We start from the raw sequence: 17,684 nt of genomic DNA on the forward strand, positions 1-17,684 counted from the left end.
AAATGACAGGTATTATTATAGCGGCTGTAGTTGTCAGCCTTACAGGTTTGATACTGGGACTTTTCCTCGGTGTAATGGGTAAGAAGTTTGCAGTAGAAGTAGACCAGAAAGAAATTGATGTCAGAGCAGAACTTCCGGGTAATAACTGCGGCGGTTGCGGTTACGCAGGCTGTGATGCCCTTGCAAAGGCAATCGCAGCAGGAGAAGCACCGGTAGGTGCCTGTCCGGTCGGTGGTGAACCGGTTGCCGAAAAGATTGCGGCAATTATGGGTGCTGAGGTTGGTGAATCTACCAGAATGACAGCATTTGTAAAATGTGCGGGTGACTGCGAAAAGGCAAAGGAAAATTACAAGTATTCCGGCGTAGAAGAATGTACGGTAATGCCATTTGCGCCAAACGGCGGTTCAAAGGCATGTACATACGGCTGTATGGGATACGGTTCTTGTGTCAAGGCATGTCCGTTTGATGCAATCCACGTTGTAAACGGTATTGCGGTAGTCGATAAGGAAAAATGTAAGGCATGCGGTAAGTGTGTTGCAACATGTCCTAGACATTTAATTGAACTCATTCCGTACGAAAGCAAGTATACTGTAAAGTGTGCTTCCAAGGATAAGGGTAAAGATGTAATGCCAGTATGTTCAACAGGCTGTATCGGATGTATGCTTTGTACAAAGCAGTGTGAATTCGGTGCAATCACCGTTGAAAACAACATTGCACACATTGATTATGAAAAATGTACAGGCTGCGGCAAATGTGCCGAAAAGTGCCCGAAGAAGATTATTCATCTTCATTAATCAGAAATACTATAAAAACCGGAGGACTACAGAAAGATTCTGTGGTTCTCCGGTTTTTTATAAATTTCGTCTTTGATATTGTATGGTAACGATATTGACGGTTTTATTGGAATCATCAATTTTAAATACGGCAACATAGTTATCAATTAATAATTGACGATATCCTTTGCCGGCGTATTTGCCGGTATTACGTTCTTGATGAGATTGAGGAAATGTGCTTAAATCTAAAATAGCAGATTTGATTCTGTCGGCCTGCCTTTTAGCATATTCGGGAGATAATTTTTCTTTTGCAATGTAATCATAGATAGCGTTTAATTCACGAATCGCTCTATGATTGATTTTTACTTTATATTTATCCAAAATATTTCTTCTCCAATTCTGAAAAAACTTCTTCTGCATCTACAGGTTCAAAACCATTAGCAGTCTCAAGTTCTGATTCGTAAATTGCCTGATCAATACGGTTTACTCCGGCAAATTCATCATATAGTTCACTGCTCATAACCACTAAATCACTATATCCATTTTTGGTAATGAAAATAGGTTCTTGTTCTTTATGAGCTATTTCTGATATTTCACTGGTATTTCTCAAATCCCGGATTGGCATTATAATTGGCATAATATCAACTCCTTTCTTTTCGTTATTATAGCATAATTATGTCACATTGTCACATGGAAATATCTGCGATTTTAATAGCGGAAGATGATATTGGCAGGATTTTTATTTTACACGGACAAAATGCTGACGGGGTGCTGTGATAGAATACAAAAGAATTCAAGGAAAGGCGATTCGGACGTCCGGAAAACAGCACGAAAAAAACAGCAGCAGGCATTAAAAAGCCTGCGGAATGGAGAGGAATATGAAAATTTGTCCAAAGTGTAAGGGAAATGTAGCAGATGGTTTGAATGTGTGTACGCACTGCGGTGCGGTTATTACGCCGCAGGCGGCAAAGCCGAAAAAGAAAGACAGCACGGAAGTCAAAAGGGATAATCAGGCGATAGCCATTACCAGTGTGATTATTACACTGGTGGGAATCTTTATTATGTTTGAGGTGAGTGCATTGGTCGGCATGATTATTTATCTGATTGCATTTGCATTGTCATTCAATGAATTAAGAAAAGACCCCGAATTCCGCCCGGAAACAATAGTGCCTTTTGCAAAGAAGTGCCTTTCTAAAGAAAATTTTAAAGGCATGGGGCTGATGTTTCTGGTGGTAGCAATTCTTCCGTTGATGGCGGTTATTGGAAGTTATCGCTGGATTGTTACGGATACATACAGGGAAGTTGAATCGATGTACAACGATTATTATTAAAGATGAAAGGGGAAAAGACCATGGGATTTTTCAGCGGAGTATTTGATTCGGATAAACTGGCAGATGCCATCAATACAACAAAAAATGCGACAAAGAATATTACAGGTAAAGTGGCAGGTTCATTTGCAGAGTCAGCAGGTGAAATGAAAAAATTCAGCGAAGAAACAAAGAAAATGAAACAGCCGGTTGAGGGCGCAATCACGCGCTACGGTGTCGCTTATAAAGGCGGACTTGCCAAATATCCGAAACAGCAGTCCGGAGAAATCGGATTGAATATTATGGAGGAGTGCTTTTATTTAAAACCAACCATCGGCACAAATGACTGGTTTGAAGAAATGGCGATTCCATATGCCAAAATCAAGTCACTTGAAATTGTAGAGCGTAAAATCAGCAATACAGAGTGGCTGCTCAGTTCCAGCGATTCGGATATGAAAGCAATGGAGCAGAAAAACAACATTGAAATCGAATATGAAGATTCGGACGGCAACGAGCAGTTTATCCGGCTGGAAATGCTGACGGGAATCAGTATTTACGGTCAGGCAAAAAAATGTGTGGAATTTATGGACGTTTTACGTCAGAACGGCATTTTAAAGAAATTTGCAGGAAACCGTAATGCGGCACAGAATATGCAGGGACAGCAGATGTCCGGCATGCAGGCAGGAGAAACACAGGCAGCAAACGGTGATGTAATTCTTGAGCAGATTGAAAAACTTGCCGGATTAAAGGAAAAAGGTATTTTAAGCGAAGAAGAATATCAGCAGAAGAAGTCGGAACTGCTGGCGAAGCTGTAGAAAATGCAGTCTGACAGAAAAAGAGGTAGTTTTTGTAATCATTTTGGATACAAAAACTACCTTTTTGGTTTACACGGACAAATAGTTGTCCGCCGTATGTGTTATTGTATGGTCAAGTATAAATCACAGACAAGAGATTAGATTTCTTTTGGCGGAATGTATTCGATGAGTTCGTTCAAATCACATTCGAGTACATAACAAAGACGTTTCAGAATATCAATATCAAGCCGCTGAACCTTTTCATCCCGGTAATTGCGAAGCTGCGTGCGCTGCATCTCCGTCCGGAAGGAAAGCTGGTTCATGGAAACGCCGCGCTGTTCCATCAGTTCTGCCAGATGAATCTTAAAAGTACCATACTCGTCTGAACTGGCAGGAAGCTGTCGCAAAGGATTTTCTTTTTTCGGCATGCCAACACCTCCTGATTAAATTATATTACTCCAACTTATTATTATATTTTGATTGGGATATTATTGTCAGATTCTTGTATGTGTGGTATATTTTAATAAGGGTATATGTATGCTCTATGCTGTGGTTTATACGAATGGTGTGAAAAAATTTACAGGGAAAGCAAAAGAATCCCGGAATGGAGAAAGTATGAGTAATTTAAAAGGAATTTCAGAAAAATGTGCAGATGTGTTAAAAATGCATGAACCACTGGTAGTACTGGATGATGTTGTAGTGACAGTAGATGAAGAAAAAGAAATATTGTATATTGTTTCAAAGGAAGACGGAGTATGTAAAGAGTTTAAATTAGGTAATAGTGGGATTGAAGAAAAAACAGATAAAGAAAAAACAGATGAAAAACAATCAAATGGAATGTATGGACTTTTTCATCGTGTAACTGTAACTCCCATGTCTTCTGATTATAGTTGGAAAAATAATATATGCGGATATGAGAATAAAATTTATTTGTTTTGTCGGAATTCTTTTTCAAAAGAGAAAATTTATGTTTGTGATGTGAAAACATATGAAAAGACATATATTGATGCGATGCTTGGAGCGGTTGGTTGTGATTCGAAACGTGTGGTGTATCCGCAGTGTGATGAACAGTACATTGTTTATGTGAATGGTAAATCACAGTTGATATATCAGGACTTGAATACAGAAAAAACAAAATATGTGCGTTATGAAGATGGAAATATTGTAACGCGGTGTTATTCATTTAAACTGTTGGGAACAAAGATTTATTTTTGTGCGAACCATGCAGAATATGTATACGATATTTTATCGAGCGAAATAAAGTTGGTTTATGAATTTGATAAAGACAGTAAGTTAGATACGTGTTTAGAAGATTATTGTCAGCAGTATAGAGAAGCAGTTACAGAATTTTTTGATGGGTATCAGTATACCGTAGCGCAGAATGAAAAGAAGGATACGGTTGAATTTGCGAAACTGAATCTTTCAACAGGGGAAATGAAGATTGAAGAACTGGATATGCAGGCGCGTCGTGAAGAAATCGGAGCATGGCAGTTATGTAAGGGGCATTTATACTATACGACGTTGAATGAAGATGCATATCTTGTAGATTGTGATTTGACATCTGGAGGTTATATAGAAAATATTCTTGAAGACAAGTGTCCGCTTGTACAAGATGGATACTCCAAAAAATTTAATGTTATAGGTGACTGGCTGTATTATAAATATGGTTATAAATATCATAGAATTTCTTTAAAAGATGGACTGCATATTGTGTGCAGATAAGTGCAGTAATGACTGTGAAACAGGAGGGAAAAAATAAATAGTGGGATAATTTGAAAATGAAATGAAAGAAGGGTATGTATGGAAGAAACAAAAACAGATTATGCACTGATGAAAGAAACGGAGCAGAATAAAAGGGCATTACTAAGGGAAGATAAGTGCGATAAATACGATTATTTAGCGGCAGTAGCCTGCGGTGCAGTAGGCGGATTGGTTGATATTTTTCTTGTTGGAACACCGGGCAATAGTGTACTTGGAAAATGGACAGATTCGCAGGTTGATAGTGCAGTGAAAGGATTTGCGAAGCTGGTCGGCTGGAATCCCAGGCAGGCGCAGAAAGAAAATGTAGCAAGTGCCATTGGTTTTCTAGAAAGAAAGTATAAAGTTAATTATGACCAGAGGCATACCGCAGATGTTGGAAATGCTTTTAATATGTCCACAAAAAATCATCATATGATGTCATTGTCACATTCGCCGGATATTGTAGGACTGTTTTTTTCAATATTGAATCAGTTTACCTCAACTTCATCTTTTATTGCAAATGGAAAGATTATAACGATTGCAACAGATACATATGAGTTACAGGGCGGAAATTTTATTGCAAAGTTATTCTGCGGTATTGCAAACTGGTTTGGGCATATTATGTCAGATATTGCAGGAGGTTCGGGTGCAAGAGGAAATGCGGGCAGAGGAGCAGGCGTTGTAATGCCGTTTTATGAGTTGTTTCAATTTTGTAAGTTCGGCAGTTTTAAAGTCGAAAATGACAGACAGGATTTAGCAACGATTGCGACAAGGGCATTCCAGAAGGGATACGATTTCAGATTTGGAATGGCGGCGGTTATTCCGGTGGTTCTGACAGATTTATCTATCCGGTTAATATGGGCACTGCGCAGGCATTTTCAATATGAATTACCGGTAAAAGAGTGTATTCCAACAAGTCAGCACGCAGATTTAAGAATAATGCTGCTGCTAGGAAACGGAACACTCTGTGTAATGGACGGCATTGATGCGGGAGTACATTCAGGCGGAGATTTTCTGGAATTTTTTTTACGATTGAATCTGATTGTATGGTTTAGATTTGTGACGCTTGTGTTAAAGGAAGTATGTATCCGGGTTGGTTTAAAAGATGCTTTATCTGAAACAATATTAGCATTTCAGCGCATCAATGAGGCCCTGCTTGTTTATCTGCATGAATTAGAGCAGATTGACATAGAAGCATTTAAACGGGAAACACAAGAATACAACAAAGCAGTCCGGATTTTTTCAACAGCAACAACAGATAAAGAGTTAAATGTACTGTTATTGGATACATTTGAACAAATGGGAATTAAAAAGCCGTGGCAGGGAGATTTTGACAAGCATATGTCGGATAAGAATGCTACGCTGGTATTTGAATAATGTTTTCATGTGATTGCTGTGGCTGTTGTTGTAGAAATTTAAAAAAGTCGGAACTGTATGCACAGTTAGACAGAGGAGATGGTACGTGTATTTATTTAAAAGAAAATTTGTGTACAATATATGATAAAAGACCATTATTGTGCAGGGTAGATGCGTGTTATGAACTGTACTTTAAGGAGTATATGACACGGGATGAGTATTACAGATTGAACAAACTTGGATGTGAAAATTTAAAGAAAACGGAGGAATGAATTATGCCATTACCACTTATTATAGGAGGATTAGCAGCGGTAGCGGGTGTAGCAGGAGTTGGAAGCGGAATACACGGTGCTGCAAAAATGAAAGAAGCCAATGACACCATGAAGGCGGCTGAACGCAAACATAAACAGAATATAGAGTATTTTGAAAACGAAAGTGAAAAGACCAATAAGAGAATGGACAAACTGGGAGAATTGGAATTAAAAATCTTAAATGATTTTAAAGATTTTTCAGATGCTATTGAAAAAATCCAGAATCGTCCGGAATTTAAAGAATATAAAATAGGCGGGGTTGCGCTTCCGAAGTACAATAAGGAAGAGTTAAACAAGGTATCTGTCGGTGCAGGCGTGTTGTTAGGCGGAATTGGCGGTGCGGCTGTAGGTACGGCAGGCGGTTTTGCGGCGGCAGGGGCAACGACATCGGCGGTTATGGCATTGGGCACGGCATCGACAGGAACTGCCATTGCATCTCTTAGCGGAGCTGCGGCTACCAATGCGACACTTGCTGCACTTGGCGGCGGAGCTGTAGCAGCCGGCGGCGGTGGTATTGCATTAGGAACCAGCATTTTAGGCGCGACAACTCTGGGGGTCGGTTTGCTGGTAGGCGGTGTAATTTTTAGTGCAACCGGAAGCAAATTATCCGATAAGGCAGATGAAGCGTGGGAGCAGATGGAGAAAGCTGAAAAAACAATCAATAAAATATGCGAATATCTGCTCGATTTAAGAAAAATGGCAGGCAGGTATATTAATTCACTGGAAAAAGTATATGCTTTGTATGGTCAGAATTTTCAAAAGGTTTATAATACCGTTTATACAATGGGTAAAGTGGATTGGAATGAATTTACAGAAGAAGAAAAGCTGGCAACCCAGAATTCAGTGTTATTAGTAGGACTTTTGTATAAGATGTGTAAGGTCAATCTCGTTAAGAAAGCGGCGAATGAAGACGAAATGAATTCAGTGAATAAGATTGAGGTTGAAAGCAATATGCAGCATGCTCAAAAGGTTATGAATGATATTGCGGCATAGGCACTGGTTTTCATGACATCTTTGCGATAAAGTTGTTTAGAAATGAGGATCAAAGTGAAAAAAATCAAAATGAACAGCAATGGCGATTCTGCAATTAGCAGAGTCGCCAATCAAAGTATCTGCCCACATTGTGGTGCAAGGGTTTGTAAAATTACAAAAAAGTGTGTTGTGTGCGGGTGGAAAAAGGTTAAGATTAATTAGAATTTTACACGGTCATTTCATTGTCGTTTCCATATGATACAATATGTAAAAGAAGATACAGGAAAGAGGTTTTGGAGATGAATAAAAGAAATCGTGTTATGGAAATCTTTTACAGATTTATGAGCGGCGAACATATGGCGGTAAAAGACCTCGCGGCGGAGTATGAAGTATCAGAAAAGAGTATCCAGCGTGACATCAGTGAAATAAAAAATTTTATGGCAGAATACGGATATTCTGTGGGTAGGGAAGAAGTAAAGTTTGATCGTTCTTCACAGAAAATGTATTTTGAAGCAGAAAAGTTTTTAACCAATGGAGAAATGCTGGCAATTACCAAAATACTGATTGCAACGAGAACGCTGCCACAGGATAAGATGAATCAGCTGGTTGAAAAGCTGGAGGGATTTGCTTCAACAAAAGACAAAAAGCGGTTGAAGGAACTTGTAAAGAGAGAACTTTACCATTACAAACCGGTCGCAACGCTGTGTAATGATTTAATTGATAATTTGTATGCACTGGCAGAGGCTATTGATGATAAGCAGGAAATTACAATTACATATTACAAAATGGACAAATCCAGAATTGACAGGAGAATCCGTCCGTTGGCGATTGTATTCAGCGAATATTACTTTTATCTGATTGCAGTACACGAGGTAGACGACGAATGGAAAGAGCGGTATTATCGAATTGACCGTATTACAGATATGATAAAACACCGGACACGTTTTGAAGTGGAGTATGACAGCCGGTTTGATGAAGGCAAGTTGAAAAATGAAATCCAGTATATGTGGCCGGGCAAGGAACAGCAGATTGAGTTTGAATTTACAGGACCTTCTGTACAGGCTATTTTAGACCGTATTCCAAAATCGAAGGTCATCAAGAGGGAAAAGAATAAGGTGACGATTCAGGCAACGGTGGTACACGGAACAGGCATTAAAATGACACTATTAAGTCAGGGAAGCTGGGTGAAAGTGTTGTCACCGCAGTCATTTGTGGATGAGATGAAGGAAGAGGTTGAGAAGATGATGGAGAGATACAGATAGAGGAATAGTGGGAAGAAAATGTTGGAGGCTCTGCTGTTATTGGCAGGGCTTTTTTTGACATTTTCAAAAAAGGGAAGAACACATATCATGTAGACAGGACACTGCGGGAAACAAAAGATGTAGTTGACAACGGACTGTATGAAGTATATGTTAATACACAGATAGATGATTCATCCAGTACAGCGGCATTGATGAAAGTGTTTAAAAGCACAAAACCTGTACAGGATGAACGGTTTCAGAGGGGTTGTGAAAAGCTGAGGGAATACAAAGAAGGAAAGGGGAGAAGTACGATGTGTAAGCTGGTAGAGGATTATGCAAATATGCGTGCGGCAGAGGAAGCACAAAAGACGGCAAAGGAAACAGCTCGCAGGGCATTTGCAATGGGACTGCCGATAGAAAGTATAGAACAGTTAGTATCACTTTCAATAGAACGGTTAAATACAATATCACAGGAAATTCATTCTACACAATAGATAGATATGTAAAACACTGAAATTCCCTGTATACAATCCCTGTCTGTTTATGCTAAAATAGACAGGGATTTTTAAGTATATAAAAAGTCAAATCAGGAGTAAAACCAATGAAATTTACAATAGAAACAGTAAAAAGAAAGAACCGGCTGGGGTTAAAATCTGCGGATTTTTATCTGGTTGCGGTACTGCTTATTATTACCGCAGGACTGCTTGCCTGGATACAGTTCGGTGTCAAAAAGCAGGGTGAAACCGTTGTGATAAAAGTAGATGGCAATGTGGTAAAACAGCTTGCATTAAAGAATGATACGGAATTTGATGTATCAGGGTATCAGGGCGGTACGAATCATATCGTAATACAGGATAATGCAGTGTATATGTCTGATGCAGACTGTCCGGACAAGCTGTGTGTGCATACAGGAACGATTCATAAGACGGGTGAAACCATTGTGTGCCTGCCGCACCGCGTTGTCGTAGAGATCACAGGAACGACAGATACATTTGATGCGGTTGTGCAGTAGCGGAAACGGAGAAAAAAATGAGAAGAAGAAAGAAAAACAAGAATACAGGAAGAACGAAAAAAATCGCGCTGGGCGGTATTTTAACGGCGCTTGCAATGATATTTTCATATATAGAGTCCCTGATACCGATTCCGCTGCCGGTTCCGGGCGTGAAGCTGGGAATTGCCAATATTGCCATTATATCGGTATTGTATCTGCTTGGAAGCGGACAGGCACTGCTTGTCAATCTGCTGCGGATTACGCTGACGGCGGTGTTATTTGGTAATTTTAACAGCTTTCTGTTTAGTATGGCAGGGGGAATGTTAAGTCTTTTGGTTATGGTGATTTTAAAGAAAAGCGGACATTTTTCGATTGTCGGTGTGAGTGTGGCAGGCGGTGTCTTCCACAATGTCGGTCAGATTACGGCGGCAGTCTTTTTAATGGATACTACGGCGATTTATTATTACCTGCCGGTACTTTTAATCTTTGGTATTGTAACAGGCATTATTATTGGATTAATGGGCGGTTATGTGACACAGCGCGTATATCCGGTGGTTGGTGAGGAGTAAATGCCGTAATTTTTTTACGGCGTATTCTTGCAGAGAGTTAAAAAATTGGTTATACTGTAAGCATAGAGTTATACATGAATGATTATTTCAGAGGGTGGTATGAGATATGCTTAAAAAATTCACATTGAAGAATTATAAAAATTTTAAAGATGAAATTACAATAGATTTTGAAAATATTGCAGGATATCAGTTTAACACAGACTGTCTTTCAGAGGGTATTATCGGGAAAATATTAATTTATGGACGCAATGCAACGGGTAAGACAAATCTGGGGAAAGCACTTCTTGATATAGGTTCAACAATGTTTGGTGGAACAAGATATGCAGGAAATGGAATTTTACTTAATGCAGATTCAAAAGAAGATGCTGCGGTTTTTCAATATGAATTCAGATTTGAGAATACAGAATTAAGTTATAAATATTCGAGATTATCAAATCAGGAACTGCGGGATGAAGAATTATTTATAAATGGAAAAAATATTTTTAAATGCAATTTTAGTTCACAGAAATATAATTTCGACCATTTGAATTATATTGATGCAGAAACTGCGAATATAGATCGGTATTTGCAATCGTTGGAGGTCGGAGAAGATGATGAAATCAGTGAACCGAAGTTGCCATTTTTGAGATGGTTGATTAGTAACGTGGCTTTAAAAAATGATTCCGCACTTATTCAATTGGCAAATTATGTAAGAAGAATGATGATGATTACAGTAGGAAATGGGATGCGGTATCGCTTTGGAAGAATGAATGAGGGTTTCTATGAAAGTTTAGAAAATCCGGAACGTTTAAAAGATTTTGAAGATTTTTTAAATGCAATGGGAATTGAGTGTAAATTAATACTAAAAAAATTACCGGACGGACAAAGAGAATTATATTTTGCGCATGAACAATTAGTGCCGTTTTATGAAAATGCTTCAAGTGGTACATTGGCATTAGCAGAGCTTTATCGGAGATTGATTCCAAAAGTATGGGATGCATCCTTGATTTATCTGGATGAATTTGATGCATTTTATCATTATGAAATGGCAGAAAATGTAATCCGTTTCTTTAAACACAAATATCCAAAATGTCAGATGATTATGACGTCACATAATACGAATTTGATGACAAATAGAATTATGAGACCGGATTGTCTGTTTATTTTATCAAGGAAAGGAACATTAACAGCTCTTTGTAATGCAACAGAACGTGAATTAAGAGAAGGTCATAATCTCGAAAAGATGTATATCAGTGGAGAGTTTGAAAAGTATGAATAATTACGGAGTAGAAACAAGACGGCGCAGCCGGAGTTTACTGATTGTAGAGGGAAAACATGAAAAAGATGAATTATTCTGGCTGGTTTTCAAGTGTTTTCCAGAATTAAATATTGATATAGATGATGTATGGATTTACGGTACCAATATTTATAAGCTGTACGAGGACATTGTAAGAGAATATGGAAGGGATTGGGCGAAGGATGAAATGGATGTTGATTTGCCATTTGTAATCAGTAAAAAGGAACATCCGGAAACAGTTTATTATAGGAATGATTTTACAAATATAATTCTTGTATTTGATTATGAACGACATGATCCGGCATTTTCTGAAGAAAAAATTTTGGAAATGCAGCGTTGCTTTGAGGATTCGACAGATATGGGAAAATTGTATTTGAATTATCCAATGATTGAATCTTATCTGCATTTAAAATCTATACCGGACGAAGAATATATTAACCGGAAAATACCTGTATCACTGCAGCCGGGAGATAAGTATAAAGGTATGGTAAAGTCAGAAAGTGTTATTGAAAAGTTAGTGGGTTTGCCGCATAGAATTGATGATTTACTGGCGGGAGAACGATATCAGGTAAATGACGATGAAAAGAGGAGGGAATGTTGTGATGCCATATTAAAACTTACTGAGAATGAGTTAGAAAAGAACTTAGAGGAAATATTGCATATTGTGAGAGATGAAAAGAAAGAAAAAACTTTAAAATATCAGCTAAAAGACTGGATTTTAAAGTTGGGGTATACACATGGAAATATGACATATTGGGAATATATGCGGAAAATTTTTCTGGAAGTTGTATATCATAATATCTGCAAAGCGGACAGGATTCAAAATGAAGATACGGGTGAAAATGACCTTAGAAAGCAATTTGAACGGATTGATTTATCAGAAATACTGGATATTCAAAATAAAGTCAGCAGAGATGCAGAAAAAGGATTTATCTGGATATTGAGCACCTGTGTATTATTGATTCCGGATTACAATTTTAAATTGATAAATTATGAATAGTTTGGAGATAGAGTAATAAAAACCCCCGATATCTGTAACTGAGCTTCTCTCAGAACAGATACCGGGGGTTTTTAAGTTTCTATTTATTTGCCTGCTGCTGCAATTCAATTTCTTCAACAGATTTTGAAATGCTGTGGGCAATCGGTTTCCATTCGACTTTCTTTACCAGCGCAACGAGAGAAATCGGTACGTAGGTAATCATAAACAGCGGAAACGTAAATAAGGATTTAATCTTTTTATTCGCAGGAGCTAAAATCTTATTCCATTCGGTTACTAAAGTAATAAATCCAATTGAGAACATCAGCAGATAGAAGTTTACACCTGCAAAAGCAATAGAGCCTAATGTTCCCGGCAGAATCCTTCGTAACATATGTACGTCCGTTGCACCGTATGCAAGGAAAATCAGATTCAGTAAAATACATCCGATTGAAAGCAGTGTAGCAGGGGCAAGGGTCATAAACATATCGTAGCAGGATACGAACATTTCCCGCTTTTTAAACATCATTGCAATCAGTTCCCTGCCGTAGCGGAACATTACCTGATAAAATCCCTTTGACCAGCGCATACGCTGATTCCATGACTGCTTAAAGGTTGTCGGCTGTTCATCGTAGAACATGGCGCTTTCGCAGTAGCCGATTTTTTCACCTTCCAGAATGTTCACAACAGAAAACTGAATATCTTCTGTTAACAGGTTGAACTTCCAGCCGTTGTTTTTCTTGATAATTGAGCTGTTTACCAAAAATCCGGTACCGGAAACGGCACAGCTTGTTTTTAACATCATACGCGGATTATTCAGGTATTTTGCCTCACGGATAAACCAGAGGGAATAACCGGAAGTAATCCAGTTGGTATCATAATTTTTTGAATTTCTGTAACTGGTAATGACATTATAGCCACGGTCAAAAACCTTATTCATTTCTTTGACATAATTTTTATCAATGACATTGTCGGCATCAAAGATGAAGTAGCCATCATAAGCCGTATAATCACCGAATTGCTCCACAATCTTGTTGAAGCAGTAGTCCAGGGCATATCCCTTTCCGACGAGCATATTGTTAAATCGTTCATAGCAGATTGCGCCATGCTCCCGTGCAATCTGTGCCGTATCATCTGTACAATTATCTGCCACAACAATCACATCGATTAACTCCGCAGGATAATTCTGCTGTTTAATACTGTTAATCAGATTGCCGATTACTGCCTGCTCATTCCGCGCCGCTATAATAAAGGCAAATTTGTGAAGCTTCTTTGCTTCGTAAGTGTCCAGTTTCTTTTTTTTGTCGCCAATGAGTGCGATTACAATGTAAATAAACTGGTAAAAATACAGTACAGTCAACGCTATATATAAGATAGAGTTGATAGTATTTATTGTTTTCATTCCATTTATCCTCTCCATTTTCAAGAAATGAAATATCAGTCAAAATTCAAAAAGAACCTTATGACCTTATGTAAAGTTCTTTTCAGATTATATCATTAATTTCAAAGGTGTCAATCATTATTGGCTTTTTTTATTTAATTTTAATCCGTTTTTTGAATTACGGTGCAAAAAGATTTGACAAATAATCTCATTCCTTTATTATATAATAAGTATGATTCAGAAAGGTAGAAGGGTGAAAAAGATGTATCAGGAAATTTCAAAGTTAATTATGTATGGCAATATGGACCAGGATTGTATTTTATATAAATTTGCGGATATTTTTAGAAGATTTGAAATGCAGGAGTCTTCCGATGCGCAGCTGACACAGGATATTTATACGCAGATTAAGAGATTGTTAGAAGTGGCAACGGATTATGGCTTTGACAAAAATCTGTGGCATAATTATCTGACCTTTATTTTAATTACCAATGAGAATCCGTTCAGCATTACCTGTGAAAAGGTTGGTGCAAATGACGGCAGTGTCAATGCATTTGCAAAAAATGATTTTCAGGTGTTTATGAACCTGTTTCACTATGATTTTTCTAAAATTGAAGCCCAGCTTGGCATTAACTGCTTTTCGGTTATTTCCGATTATAAGGCGATTGTCAAAAAAGAACTGATGTACAATAAAAATGTGTCTGAAAAGGTACAGGTATTAAGTGAAAAGCTTGCGGCAGCAAAGGATGTCGATGAATTTTTTGCGCATGTTACGGAATTTTACAGAGCTTACGGTGTCGGTATGTTTGGTTTAAATAAGGCATTCCGCATTACAGGCAGTGACAACGGCAAAGTAACGTTCCACCCGATTAACAATATGGATAAGGTTATGTTAGATGACTTAATCGGTTATGAAATCCAGAAAAAGAAGCTTGTTGAAAATACAGAAGCTTTTGTACAGGGCAGAAAAGCCAACAATGCGCTGTTATTCGGCGACAGCGGTACGGGTAAATCAACGAGTATCAAGGCGATTGTGAATGAATACTACGACCAGGGTCTGCGCATGATTGAGATTTACAAGCACCAGTTTAAGGATTTATCGACCGTCATTGCAGACATTAAGAACAGAAACTATAAGTTCATTATTTATATGGACGACCTTTCTTTTGAAGAATTTGAAATCGAATACAAGTTCTTAAAGGCAGTTATTGAGGGCGGCGTGGAAACAAAGCCGGACAACATTTTAATCTATGCAACTTCTAACAGAAGACATCTGATTAAGGAAACATGGAACGACAGAAGCGATATGGAATCTGCAAACGGACTGCATCGTTCCGATACCATCGAGGAAAAATTATCCTTAGTCAACCGTTTCGGCTGTCAGATTAATTATTCAAAGCCGTCACAGAAGGAATACTTTAATATTGTTGTCAATCTGGCAAAGAAGAACGGCCTTACCATGACCGAAGAAGAACTGTGTGCAGAAGCAAACAAGTGGGAATTAAGCCATGGCGGTATTTCCGGCAGAACTGCACAGCAGTTTATCAATCATTGTCTGGGAAATGAACCGGCATCACAGAACTAAGAAAATAACGGAGTGAAAAATGATTTCATATATAAAAGGAGAACTGAACGAGGTTTTTGAAGATACGGTCGTTGTTGAAACAAACGGCATCGGATACAATATCCGCGTACCGGGCTCGGTGCTTGACCGCCTGCCGTCTGTCGGCAGTTCTGTACGGATTTATACATATTTATATGTCAAAGAAGATGCGATGAATTTATTCGGCTTTTTAAGCCGGGACGATTTATCAGTGTTTAAATTACTGCTGAATGTCAGCGGTATCGGACCGAAAGGTGCGCTGGCGATTCTTTCAACGATTGGACCGGATGATTTGCGTTTTGCGGTGCTTTCAGAAGATGTCAAGACGATTTCTTCCGCACCGGGTATTGGCGCAAAGACGGCAAAGCGGCTGATTATCGAATTAAAGGATAAATTAAAACTTGCCGAAGTCTTTGAAACGGCACTTGCCAATAAAGAAAAAGCACCGTCTGAAAATGATGTACTGCTTGCAAAGAATGAGGCGGTAGAAGCACTTGTGGCGCTGGGATATGCGAGCGCGCAGGCGATGAAGGCGGTACAGCAGGTTGAAAATGCCGAAGAAAAAGATTCGGAACAGATTTTAAAGGAAGCCTTGAAAAAGTTGATTTAAGGAAATAAAAATATGGAAAAAAGAATGATTTCCACAGAACTGGTGGAAGAAGATGTTAAAATTGAAAATAATTTAAGACCCCTTTCACTGGAAGATTATATCGGGCAGGAAAAAGTCAAGCGGAATTTAAAGGTCTATATCGAAGCCGCAAAGGAACGTGGCGATTCGTTAGACCATGTGCTGTTTTACGGTCCGCCGGGACTGGGTAAGACGACACTTGCCGGTATTATTGCAAATGAAATGGGAACCCATTTAAAAGTGACTTCGGGACCGGCAATCGAAAAGCCGGGTGAAATGGCGGCAATTTTAAATAACTTACAGGAAGGTGATGTCCTGTTTGTCGATGAAATCCACCGTTTAAACCGGCAGGTAGAGGAAGTTTTATACCCTGCAATGGAAGATTATGAAATCGACATTATGATAGGAAAAGGTGCTACGGCGCGTTCAATCCGGTTAGAACTTCCGAAATTTACACTGGTCGGGGCGACAACGAGAGCGGGACTTCTTTCTGCACCGCTTCGTGACCGTTTCGGGGTAGTCAGTCATTTGGAATTTTATTCCGTAAAAGAACTGGAAACAATTATTATCCGCTCGGCAAGTGTGTTAAATGTTGACATTGATACAAAGGGCGCGCACGAACTTGCAAGGCGTTCCAGGGGAACACCGCGTCTTGCCAACCGCCTGTTAAAGCGTGTACGTGATTTTGCACAGGTCAAATACGACGGCAGAATCACAGGCGAAGTTGCCGACTACGCATTAAATCTGCTGGACGTGGACAAAGACGGACTGGACAGAAACGACAGACTGATATTGCAGACCATAATCGGCAAATTCGGAGGCGGCCCTGTAGGCATAGAAACACTGGCAGCATCCATCGGTGAAGATTCAGGCACCTTAGAAGACGTCTACGAACCATACCTGATACAGAACGGCTTCATCAACCGCACCCCCCGCGGCCGAGTAGCCACCCCCGCCGCCTATGCAAATCTAGGTGTTGAACAAATTCAATAACCTATGGTATAATGTGCGTAAGCAATGAGCCGTGCCAGCGTAAAGGCTAGAGAAGAACAGTGCTTGCACAATGTTCTTCTTTAGACTTTAGGCTGATAGGGCGAATGCCCGACAGCGCAGGGGAGCGAAGCTCACCTGCGCATGCACGGCGAACCCCGTAGAGAAAGCCAGAAAAGGTGCTGTGCTCGCACAAAGCACTTCTTTATGATTTCATGCGATAGGGCGAATGCCCGACAGCGCAGGGGAGCGAAGCGCACCTGCGCATGCACGGCGAAACTGGTGGTTATTGAATAAATAGAATAAAGTAAAAATAGAAATGTATTTATATAGCAGGAGGACGGTATGTCATCAAAGAATAATACAGAGGTCATTTTAGGCGGAAAAGTATTTACGCTGAGTGGATATGAAAGTGAAGAATATCTCCAGAAAGTTGCCGCCTATATTAATAATAAGCTTGCCGAATTTAACAAGGACGAGTCCTATCGCAGGCAGTCAGCAGAGGTCCGGGCAAATCTGATGTATTTAAATATAGCAGATGATTATTTTAAGGCGAAGAAGTTGGGCGACAGTCTTCAGTCTGAAACGGAGAACAAAGATACGGCAATGTACGATTTGAAACATGAACTGATTGCTGCACAGATTCAGTTAGAAACGGCAAACAAGCAGATTGAAGAATTAAAAGAAGAAATCAATAAGTACCAGAAGAATGTAGTCCGGTTGGAAACAGAACTGGAAGATTTAAAAAAGTAAGCAGATGAACCTGTGATTTTGGGCGC

Annotated in this window: 20 protein-coding genes; 16 read left to right on the forward strand and 4 right to left on the reverse strand. The window is 39.2% G+C overall.

The genetic code is table 11. The annotated features are described in order from the left end of the window. The first annotated feature begins 2 nt into the window (after positions 1–2). The gene (locus tag WMO37_RS03510; RefSeq protein WP_022432279.1) at positions 3–794 is read left to right on the forward strand and encodes an RnfABCDGE type electron transport complex subunit B; all 792 of its coding nucleotides are present in this window, start codon (positions 3–5) and stop codon (positions 792–794) included. A 57-nt stretch (positions 795–851) separates the two neighbouring features. Here WMO37_RS03510 and WMO37_RS03515 read toward each other — a convergent pair whose 3' ends face one another. Together WMO37_RS03515 and WMO37_RS03520 are read right to left on the reverse strand one after the other, a co-directional pair. Beyond that, positions 852–1,154 carry a type II toxin-antitoxin system RelE/ParE family toxin gene (locus WMO37_RS03515; RefSeq protein ID WP_349154311.1) on the reverse strand — a complete coding sequence of 101 codons (303 nt, stop codon included), beginning with the start codon at positions 1,152–1,154 and terminating at the stop codon, positions 852–854. Further along, positions 1,147–1,410, reverse strand: coding sequence for a type II toxin-antitoxin system prevent-host-death family antitoxin (locus WMO37_RS03520; protein ID WP_349154312.1), 264 nt, complete (start codon positions 1,408–1,410; stop codon positions 1,147–1,149). Before WMO37_RS03520 ends, WMO37_RS03515 begins: the two co-directional genes overlap by 8 nt. 241 nt (positions 1,411–1,651) lie before the next feature. Between WMO37_RS03520 and WMO37_RS03525 the strand changes: the two genes are divergently transcribed. After that, a complete protein-coding gene (locus WMO37_RS03525) occupies positions 1,652–2,104 on the forward strand; it encodes a zinc ribbon domain-containing protein (protein WP_227089311.1) in 453 nt (150 codons plus the stop codon). A gap of 20 nt (positions 2,105–2,124) precedes the next feature. Further along, positions 2,125–2,895: an SHOCT domain-containing protein gene (locus WMO37_RS03530; protein ID WP_349154313.1), complete on the forward strand. Its 771-nt coding sequence runs from the start codon at positions 2,125–2,127 to the stop codon at positions 2,893–2,895. Positions 2,896–3,032: 137 nt separating this feature from the next. On the opposite strand, the gene WMO37_RS03535 is transcribed toward WMO37_RS03530, so the two are convergent. Beyond that, positions 3,033–3,302 (reverse strand): helix-turn-helix domain-containing protein, encoded by a 270-nt coding sequence (locus WMO37_RS03535; protein WP_022432274.1) that lies wholly within the window; start codon positions 3,300–3,302, stop codon positions 3,033–3,035. Positions 3,303–3,489: 187 nt separating this feature from the next. On the opposite strand from WMO37_RS03535, the gene WMO37_RS03540 reads away from it, so the two are divergent. The 9 genes from WMO37_RS03540 to WMO37_RS03580 all read left to right on the forward strand — a co-directional run bounded on the left by WMO37_RS03540 (position 3,490) and on the right by WMO37_RS03580 (position 12,330). Next, positions 3,490–4,596: a hypothetical protein gene (locus WMO37_RS03540; protein ID WP_349154314.1), complete on the forward strand. Its 1,107-nt coding sequence runs from the start codon at positions 3,490–3,492 to the stop codon at positions 4,594–4,596. 78 nt (positions 4,597–4,674) lie between these two features. Then, entirely contained in the window at positions 4,675–5,991 is a 1,317-nt protein-coding gene (locus WMO37_RS03545; protein WP_349154315.1) for a hypothetical protein, read from the forward strand. Positions 5,992–6,245: 254 nt separating this feature from the next. Continuing rightward, positions 6,246–7,274 carry a hypothetical protein gene (locus tag WMO37_RS03550; RefSeq protein ID WP_349154316.1) on the forward strand — a complete coding sequence of 343 codons (1,029 nt, stop codon included), beginning with the start codon at positions 6,246–6,248 and terminating at the stop codon, positions 7,272–7,274. A 278-nt stretch (positions 7,275–7,552) separates the two neighbouring features. Beyond that, positions 7,553–8,515 (forward strand): helix-turn-helix transcriptional regulator, encoded by a 963-nt coding sequence (locus WMO37_RS03555; protein ID WP_349154317.1) that lies wholly within the window; start codon positions 7,553–7,555, stop codon positions 8,513–8,515. A gap of 290 nt (positions 8,516–8,805) precedes the next feature. Continuing rightward, complete coding sequence (locus WMO37_RS03560) at positions 8,806–8,988, forward strand: hypothetical protein (RefSeq protein ID WP_349154318.1); 183 nt, start codon at positions 8,806–8,808, stop codon at positions 8,986–8,988. A gap of 107 nt (positions 8,989–9,095) precedes the next feature. Then, positions 9,096–9,506 carry a NusG domain II-containing protein gene (locus WMO37_RS03565; RefSeq protein WP_349154319.1) on the forward strand — a complete coding sequence of 137 codons (411 nt, stop codon included), beginning with the start codon at positions 9,096–9,098 and terminating at the stop codon, positions 9,504–9,506. A gap of 17 nt (positions 9,507–9,523) precedes the next feature. Next, positions 9,524–10,054, forward strand: coding sequence for a Gx transporter family protein (locus WMO37_RS03570; RefSeq protein ID WP_227089343.1), 531 nt, complete (start codon positions 9,524–9,526; stop codon positions 10,052–10,054). Positions 10,055–10,160: 106 nt separating this feature from the next. Next, entirely contained in the window at positions 10,161–11,312 is a 1,152-nt protein-coding gene (locus tag WMO37_RS03575) for an AAA family ATPase (RefSeq protein WP_022432264.1), read from the forward strand. Next, positions 11,305–12,330 (forward strand): hypothetical protein, encoded by a 1,026-nt coding sequence (locus WMO37_RS03580; protein ID WP_349154320.1) that lies wholly within the window; start codon positions 11,305–11,307, stop codon positions 12,328–12,330. Before WMO37_RS03575 ends, WMO37_RS03580 begins: the two co-directional genes overlap by 8 nt. A 79-nt stretch (positions 12,331–12,409) precedes the next feature. Here the strand turns inward: WMO37_RS03580 and WMO37_RS03585 are convergent, their stop codons facing one another. Then, entirely contained in the window at positions 12,410–13,708 is a 1,299-nt protein-coding gene (locus WMO37_RS03585) for a glycosyltransferase family 2 protein (RefSeq protein ID WP_349154321.1), read from the reverse strand. Positions 13,709–13,949: 241 nt separating this feature from the next. Here WMO37_RS03585 and WMO37_RS03590 point away from each other — a divergent pair, with 241 nt between their 5' ends. The 4 genes from WMO37_RS03590 (at position 13,950) to WMO37_RS03605 (ending at position 17,658) form a co-directional block, all read left to right on the forward strand. Continuing rightward, a complete protein-coding gene (locus WMO37_RS03590; protein ID WP_349154322.1) occupies positions 13,950–15,269 on the forward strand; it encodes an ATP-binding protein in 1,320 nt (439 codons plus the stop codon). 19 nt (positions 15,270–15,288) lie between these two features. After that, complete coding sequence (gene ruvA / locus WMO37_RS03595) at positions 15,289–15,897, forward strand: Holliday junction branch migration protein RuvA (RefSeq protein WP_349154323.1); 609 nt, start codon at positions 15,289–15,291, stop codon at positions 15,895–15,897. Between the two features lie 12 nt (positions 15,898–15,909). Further along, positions 15,910–16,908, forward strand: coding sequence for a Holliday junction branch migration DNA helicase RuvB (ruvB, locus tag WMO37_RS03600; RefSeq protein WP_022432259.1), 999 nt, complete (start codon positions 15,910–15,912; stop codon positions 16,906–16,908). A gap of 342 nt (positions 16,909–17,250) precedes the next feature. Continuing rightward, a complete protein-coding gene (locus tag WMO37_RS03605) occupies positions 17,251–17,658 on the forward strand; it encodes a cell division protein ZapA (RefSeq protein ID WP_022432258.1) in 408 nt (135 codons plus the stop codon). Positions 17,659–17,684 lie beyond the last annotated feature (26 nt).

This window comes from Lachnospira intestinalis, assembly GCF_040095895.1.
In the GTDB taxonomy this organism is placed as follows: Bacteria; Bacillota; Clostridia; order Lachnospirales; family Lachnospiraceae; genus Lachnospira; species Lachnospira intestinalis.